We start from the raw sequence: 6698 nt of genomic DNA, 5'->3' as shown, positions 1-6698 counted from the left end.
GAAACCCGAGGGCGCGCGCCCGGTGCTGATGGGCTTCGACTCCTCGGAGGTCGCGGGCGCCTGCGTCAGCGACATCATCCGCGCCGGCGTGCTGCCGGTAGCGATCGAGTTCATGGACCGCCCCTGCATCGAGGCGACCGAGGCCTTCGCCCACGCGGGCTACCCGGACTGCGAGGCGCTGCTGATCGTCGAGGTCGAGGGCGCGGAGGCCGAGATCGACCACCAGCTCGGTCTCATCACGCAGATCGCGCGCCGCCACGACCCGGTCGAGCTGCGCGAGGCGGAAGACGAGGACGAGGCCGCGCGCATCTGGAAGGGCCGCAAGTCCGCCTTCGGCGCGATGGGCCAGATGGGCGACTACATCTGCCTCGACGGGACGATCCCCGTCTCCGAGCTGCCCCGCGTGCTCGGCCGGATCGGGGAGCTCTCGGCCGAGTTCGGGCTGCGGGTCGCCAATGTCTTCCACGCGGGCGACGGCAACATGCATCCGCTGATCCTCTTCGACGCGAACGCCCCCGGCGACCTGGAGACCGCCGAGGCGCTCGGCGCGGAGATCCTGAAGGCCTGTGTCGAGGCCGGCGGTTGCCTCACGGGCGAGCACGGGGTGGGCGTGGAAAAGCGCGACCTGATGAGCCATCAGTTCGCGCCCGCGGATCTCGCCGCGCAGATGGACGTGAAGGACGTCTTCGACCCCGCCTGGCTCCTGAACCCGGCGAAGGTCTTTCCGCTCGCGGTCTCCGAGGCCCGGCGCGGCGCACGGCTCGCCGCGGAGTAGAGGGGGCTGTCTGCCCCCTCTGGCGCGCGCGGCACGCGCGCGCCATCCCCCCCCGAGGAGACGTGTCCCAAGAAGAAGACATGATCGCACCGACGTCGGAACAGGAGATGGCCGCGGCCGTGGCGGAGACGACCGCGCCGGTGTCGGTGGTCGGCGGCGGCACGCGCGGCGCGCCGGGCCGGGGCGCGGCGCTGTCCGCGGCCGGACTGTCGGCCGTGCGTCTCTACGAACCCGGCGCGCTGACGCTCGTGGCGGGCGCCGGGACGCCGGTGGCGGAAGTGGAGACCCTGCTCGCAGGGGAAGGCCAGCGCCTCGCCTTCGAGCCGATGGACCACCGCGGGCTCCTCGGGACCGAGGGCGCGCCGACGCTCGGCGGCGTGGTCGCGGCGAACGTGAGCGGACCGCGCCGCGTGGCGGCGGGTGCGGCGCGGGATTTCGCGCTGGGCCTGCGCTTCGTGGACGGGACGGGGCGCGTCGTCTCCAACGGCGGGCGGGTGATGAAGAACGTCACCGGCTACGATCTCGTCCGGCTCCTCTGCGGCAGCCGGGGCCGGCTCGGCGTGATCACGGAGGTCGCGCTCAAGGTGCTGCCGGCGCCGGAGACGCAGGGCATGCTCGTGCTGGAGGGGCTCGACGTCGAACGCGCGGTCGCGGCGATGGCGACGGCGCTCGGCTCGCCCTACGAGGTGACGGGGGCGGCGCACGACCCGCAGGCGGCGCGGACTTGGCTCCGGATCGAGGGCTTCGCGGCGCAGGTGGACTATCGGCTGGAGCGGCTGGCCGCCCGGCTGGCGGACTTCGGCGCGGCGGAGGCGGTGCGCGATGCCGAGGCGGTGGCCGGGGTCTGGGCCGGGGTGCGCGACGTCGCCGCCTTCCATGGCACGCCGGGCGCGGTCTGGCGGGTGCACTGCCGCCCGAGCGCGGCGCCGGGGCTCGTGGCGCGGGCCGGGGCGGAGGGGGCGCTTCTGGACTGGGGCGGCGGGCTGATCTGGCTGCGCGTGGCCGAGGGCACCGACCTGCGGGCGCGGCTCGGCGCCTTCGACGGGCATGCGACGCGGGTGCGGGGCGCCGGCCCCGAGCCGGCCGCGCCGCCCGAGCCGGCGGCTGTCGCGGCGCTGACCGAGGGGCTGCGCCGCCGTTTCGACCCGCGCGGCATCTTCGACAGGGAGGGCTGAGCGTGCAGACGAATTTCACCGCCGAGCAGCTGACCGACCCGGACATCGCGCGCTCCAACGAGGTCCTGCGCGCCTGCGTGCACTGCGGCTTCTGCACGGCGACCTGCCCGACCTACCAGGTTCTCGGCGACGAGCTCGATTCCCCGCGCGGGCGCATCTACCTGATGAAGGACATGCTGGAGCAGGAGCGGGTGCCGGACGACAAGACGGTGCTGCACATCGACAGGTGCCTGTCGTGCCTCGCCTGCATGACGACCTGTCCCTCGGGCGTGCACTACATGCATCTCGTCGATCACGGGCGGGCCTATATCGAGGAGCACTACCGCCGGCCGTGGCGCGACCGGGCGCTGCGCTGGCTGCTGGCGCAGGTGCTGCCCTACCCGGGGCGCTTCCGCCTCGCGCTCGTGGCGGCGACGCTCGGGCGACCCTTCCGGCGGCTGATGCCGGATGCGCGGCTGCGCGCGATGCTCGACATGGCGCCGAGGCGCATCCCGCCGGTCAGCCGCAACGACGACCCGCAGGTCTTTCCGGCCCGAGGGGAACGGCGGATGCGGGTGGCGCTGATGACGGGCTGCGCGCAGCGCGCGCTCAACACCGACATCAACGACGCGACGATCCGCGTGCTCACCCGCCTCGGGGCCGAGGTGGTGGTGGCCGAGGGCGCGGGCTGTTGCGGCGCACTCACCCACCACATGGGCCAGACGGACGCGAGCCATGCGAGCGCCGCGGCCAACATCCGCGCCTGGATGCGGGAGAAGCGCGGCGCGGGCCTCGACGCGGTGGTGATCAACACGAGCGGCTGCGGCACCACCGTGAAGGACTACGGCCACATGTTCCGCGAGCATCCGCTGGCCGCCGACGCGGCGGAGGTGAGCGCCATGGCCCGCGACGTGAGCGAGGTGCTGAAGGAGCTCGCCCCCGCGGCCGCTGCGCCCGAACCGCTGCGGGTCGCCTATCACGCGGCCTGCTCGCTCCAGCACGGCCAGCAGATCAAGGGCGCGCCGAAGACCCTTCTCAAGCGAGCGGGCTTCGAGGTGGTGGAGCCCGCCGACAGCCACCTCTGCTGCGGCTCGGCCGGGACCTACAACCTGATGCAGCCCGAGATCTCGGCCGAGCTCAAGGCGCGCAAGGTGACGACGCTGGAGGCGAAGGCGCCGCAGGTGATCGCCACGGGCAACATCGGCTGCATGATGCAGATCGGGGGCGGCACGGAGGTGCCGGTGGTGCACACCGTCGAACTGATCGACTGGGCGACCGGCGGGCCGAAACCGCCGGCCCTCGCCACGGCGGCGCCCTAATTCTGCCCGACCGCAGGGCTAGCCGACGCGGGCGGAACAGAGGAAAGTCGACACAGATGCGCCTGATCGCCACCGTCGCGCTCGCCTTGGCCGTGGCCGGCGCCGCGCCCGCCGAAAGCCCGCTCGAGACGCTCGACACCGGCGAGAAGGGCCGCGGCTGGGAGGCGGTCGGCCGGCTCGACATGGGGGGCACGGGCTTCTGTACCGGCGCGCTGGTCGCGCCCGACCTGGTGCTGACGGCGGCGCATTGCCTCTACGACAAGGCGACGGGCGAGCGGTTCGACCACCGGGAGATCACCTTCCTCGCCGGCTGGCGGCACGGCCGGGCGGAGGCCTACCGCGAGATCCGGCGCGCCGTCGCGCATCCGAACTACGTCTTCCAGAGCGGCTCGGGCCCGCGCCGCGTGAAGAACGACGTCGCGCTTCTCGAGCTCGCGCGCCCGATCCGCAACACGACCGTCATTCCCTTCGCGACCGGACGTCGGCCCGGCCCGGGCGCCGAGATCGGCGTCGTCTCCTACGCGCGCGACCGCGCGGAGGCGCCCGCGCTGCAGGAGGTCTGCAGCGTCGAGGCGGAACAGTCCGGCGTGCTGGTGATGGATTGCGAGGTGGATTTCGGCGCCTCCGGTGCGCCGGTCTTCAGCTTCGGCCCCGAGGGGCGGCGCATCGTCTCGGTGGTCAGCGCCAAGGCCGAGATGAGCGGCCGCAAGGTCGCGCTCGGCACCGCGCTCGAAGGGCCGCTCGCGCTCCTGCAGGCCGAGCTCGCGAACGGGCGCGGCCACGGGGCGGAGGAGACCGCGCCGCGTGTCCGCCGCATCGGCGTGGGCGAGCGGTCGGACGGCCTCGGCGCGAAATTCGTCACCCCGGAGTGAGCGCGCCGCCGTCTTGAAAGGCGGCGCATCGCTTCCCAGATCGACGCCGGACGCGGGGCGCCGCCAAGGGCTCCGCGGCCACGCACCGCCCGTCCCGTGCAGGGAGGGCGCCATCAGGTATCGCTCAACGGAGGATGACCCATGCGTAGCTACGATCTTGCACCGCTGTACCGCGCCACCGTCGGCTTCGACCGTTTCGCCGACATGATGGATCGCGTGCTGGCCAGCGACGTGAGCCAGCCGACCTATCCGCCCTACAACATCGAGAAGACCGACGAGACCGCCTACCGTATCTCGATCGCGGTGGCCGGCTTCGCGGCCGACGACCTGTCGGTCGAGGTGAAGGAGAACCAGCTCGTCGTCGCGGCCCGCAAGGCCGAGGAGGACGAGGGCCGCACCTACCTGCACCGCGGCATCGCCACCCGGGCCTTCGAGCGGCGTTTCCACCTCGCCGACCATGTCCGCGTGACCGGGGCGAGCCACGCCGACGGGATGCTCCACATCGACCTGGAGCGGGAGATTCCCGAAGCGCTGAAGCCGCGGCGGATCGCCATCAGCAAGGCGGAGGACGCGCCCAACGGGACGGATGTTGTCGACGCGAAGGCCGTGAACTGATCGGCCGGGGCTGACGGCGCATCGCACCCTCCCCCGCCCGGGGAGGGTGTTTTCCTGCGCTCAGGTCACGAAGACACGGGAGGGGTGCAGCTCGCCCCCCTTGTAGCGCCCGACGGCGACGGCGCGGCCCTCCGCCTCGGCCCAGCACTCCTCGCCGTATTCGAGGCCGTGCGCGATCACGGTCGCCGGGTTGCCGTTGCGCAGCCGCCCGACGCTCTCGGCCGGCGCGCGCACCTTCGGGAGCTCGCCGAGCCCCGCCTCGAGCGGCAGGAGCCTCGCGTCGAGCTCCGGCGTGCCCTTGAGCGCCGCGACCTCCTCGAGCGTGACCCCCTCCTCGGCCGTGAAGGGACCGGACCAGGTGCGGCGCAACTCCGTGACGTGGCCGAGACAGCCCAACGCCTCGCCCAGGTCGCGCGCAACGGCGCGCACGTAGCCGCCCTTGCCGCAGACCATCTCGAGAACCGCGTGATCCGCATCCGGCCGGTCGAGCAGGACGAGCGACTCGACCCAGAGCGGCCGCGCCGCGAGCTCCATCGCCTCGCCCCTGCGCGCGAGCGCATAGGCCCGCGCGCCGTCCACGTGCACGGCGGAATAGGCGGGCGGCACCTGCATGATCTCGCCCACGAAGCCGTGCAGCGCCTCCTTCAAGCCCGCGTCGGAGGGACGGTCGGCGCGCTCCGCGATCACGCGGCCCTCGGCGTCGTCGGTCTCGGTCGCCTGTCCGAAGCGGACGGTGAAGACATAGGCCTTCAGCGCGTCGGTCACGTAAGGCACCGTCTTCGTCGCCTCGCCGAGCGCCACGGCGAGCACGCCGGTCGCTGCCGGGTCGAGCGTGCCGGCATGCCCGGCCTTCTTCGCGTCGAAGGCACGGCGCACGGTGTTGACCACCTCGGTCGAGCCCGTGCCCGCGGGCTTGTCCACCACCAGCCAGCCGGAAATGTCGCGCCCCTTGCGCCGCCGTGCCATACCTCGCCTCGTCGCTGCCTCCGGGAAGGCCGCGGGAGGTAAAGCCTCCGGCCGCGCCCGTCAATCCACCGCTGGACAGGCGCGCGGCGCATCCCTATCCCCGCGCCCCATGTCCGAGGACTACGCGCCCCCCCAGGAACCGCTGGCGATCCTGCACGCCGACCACGAGATCGTCGTGGTCGACAAGCCCGCCGGCCTCCTCTCCGTGCCGGGCCGCGGCGCGCATCTGGCCGACTGCCTGCTCACCCGCGTTCAGGCAGCCTTTCCGGAGGCGCTTCTCGTGCATCGCCTCGACCGCGACACCTCGGGCGTCATGGTCTTCGCCCTGACGCGGCCCGCGCAGCGCAACCTCGGGCTCCAGTTCGAACGCCGCAAGGTGAAGAAGACCTATGTCGCCCGGGTGGCCGGCACGCTCGCCGAGGACCGCGGCGAGGTCGCGCTGCCGCTGATCGTCGACTGGCCGAACCGCCCCAAACAGAAGGTCTGCCACGCCACCGGCAAGCCCGCACTGACCCGCTGGCGCGTGCAGCGCCGGGGCGAGGACGAGACGCGGGTGAAGCTCATGCCCGAGACGGGCCGCAGCCATCAGCTCCGCGTCCACATGGCCGAGATCGGTCACCCGATCCTCGGCGATCCCTTCTACGCGCACGGCGCGACGCGCGACCACCCGCGCATGATGCTCCATTCCGAGGAATTGCGCCTGCATCACCCGGACGGCGGTGCCGGCACCACCTTCCGCGCGCCGCCGCCCTTCTGAGCCGCGCAGCGGCCCGCGCGCAGGGGGCGCTGCCCCCTCTTGGCCTTCGGCCAATTCACCCCCGGAGTATTTGGACCAAGATGATGGGGCGGGCGATGTCCCTCCCTGCCATCACCTTGGATGAAATACTCCGGGGGGTGAGGCCCGGCACGGGCCGAGGGGGGCAGCGCCCCCCCTGATCGCACGCAGTGCCAGAGAGCGTGCGGCCGCAAGGCCGCGCCGCACGGTTGACTCCGGTGG

General features: G+C 72.9%; 7 protein-coding genes. 6 read left to right on the top strand and 1 reads right to left on the bottom strand.

Features of this window, described 5'->3' with window-relative positions:
- The 5 genes from ACESL7_RS11400 to ACESL7_RS11380 all read left to right on the top strand — a co-directional run.
- On the top strand, window positions 1–775 hold a 775-nt coding region (locus ACESL7_RS11400; protein ID WP_372893443.1), incomplete at its 5' end, for an FAD-linked oxidase C-terminal domain-containing protein.
- An 83-nt stretch (window positions 776–858) separates the two neighbouring features.
- Window positions 859–1950: an FAD-binding protein gene (locus ACESL7_RS11395; RefSeq protein ID WP_372893444.1), complete on the top strand. Its 1092-nt coding sequence runs from the start codon at window positions 859–861 to the stop codon at window positions 1948–1950.
- 2 nt (window positions 1951–1952) lie between these two features.
- Window positions 1953–3248, top strand: a complete 1296-nt coding sequence (gene glcF, locus ACESL7_RS11390; protein WP_372893442.1) for a glycolate oxidase subunit GlcF — start codon at window positions 1953–1955, stop codon at window positions 3246–3248.
- Window positions 3249–3304: 56 nt separating this feature from the next.
- Window positions 3305–4120: a trypsin-like serine peptidase gene (locus tag ACESL7_RS11385; RefSeq protein WP_372893441.1), complete on the top strand. Its 816-nt coding sequence runs from the start codon at window positions 3305–3307 to the stop codon at window positions 4118–4120.
- A gap of 141 nt (window positions 4121–4261) precedes the next feature.
- Window positions 4262–4735, top strand: a complete 474-nt coding sequence (locus ACESL7_RS11380; RefSeq protein WP_372893440.1) for an Hsp20 family protein — start codon at window positions 4262–4264, stop codon at window positions 4733–4735.
- A gap of 60 nt (window positions 4736–4795) precedes the next feature.
- On the opposite strand, the gene truB is transcribed toward ACESL7_RS11380, so the two are convergent.
- Window positions 4796–5701, bottom strand: a complete 906-nt coding sequence (gene truB / locus ACESL7_RS11375) for a tRNA pseudouridine(55) synthase TruB (protein WP_372893439.1) — start codon at window positions 5699–5701, stop codon at window positions 4796–4798.
- A 109-nt stretch (window positions 5702–5810) separates the two neighbouring features.
- On the opposite strand from truB, the gene ACESL7_RS11370 reads away from it, so the two are divergent.
- Window positions 5811–6458 carry an RluA family pseudouridine synthase gene (locus ACESL7_RS11370; protein WP_372893438.1) on the top strand — a complete coding sequence of 216 codons (648 nt, stop codon included), beginning with the start codon at window positions 5811–5813 and terminating at the stop codon, window positions 6456–6458.
- The last annotated feature ends 240 nt before the right edge of the window (window positions 6459–6698 follow it).

It is taken from the genome of Rhodosalinus sp. (genome assembly GCF_041685465.1).
Classification (GTDB): Bacteria; Pseudomonadota; Alphaproteobacteria; order Rhodobacterales; family Rhodobacteraceae; genus Rhodosalinus.
The sequence above is the reverse complement of the archived record's forward strand: the minus strand, read 5'-3'. Positions and strand labels throughout refer to the sequence as shown.

Bases quoted from the DNA above. Each gene is read 5' to 3' on its own strand.
- ACESL7_RS11385 (WP_372893441.1), top strand. From the start codon at position 3,305: ATGCGCCTGATCGCCACCGTCGCGCTCGCCTTGGCCGTGGCCGGCGCC.
- ACESL7_RS11370 (WP_372893438.1), top strand. From the start codon at position 5,811: ATGTCCGAGGACTACGCGCCCCCCCAGGAACCGCTGGCGATCCTGCAC.
- truB (WP_372893439.1), bottom strand. From the start codon at position 5,701: ATGGCACGGCGGCGCAAGGGGCGCGACATTTCCGGCTGGCTGGTGGTG.
- ACESL7_RS11380 (WP_372893440.1), top strand. From the start codon at position 4,262: ATGCGTAGCTACGATCTTGCACCGCTGTACCGCGCCACCGTCGGCTTC.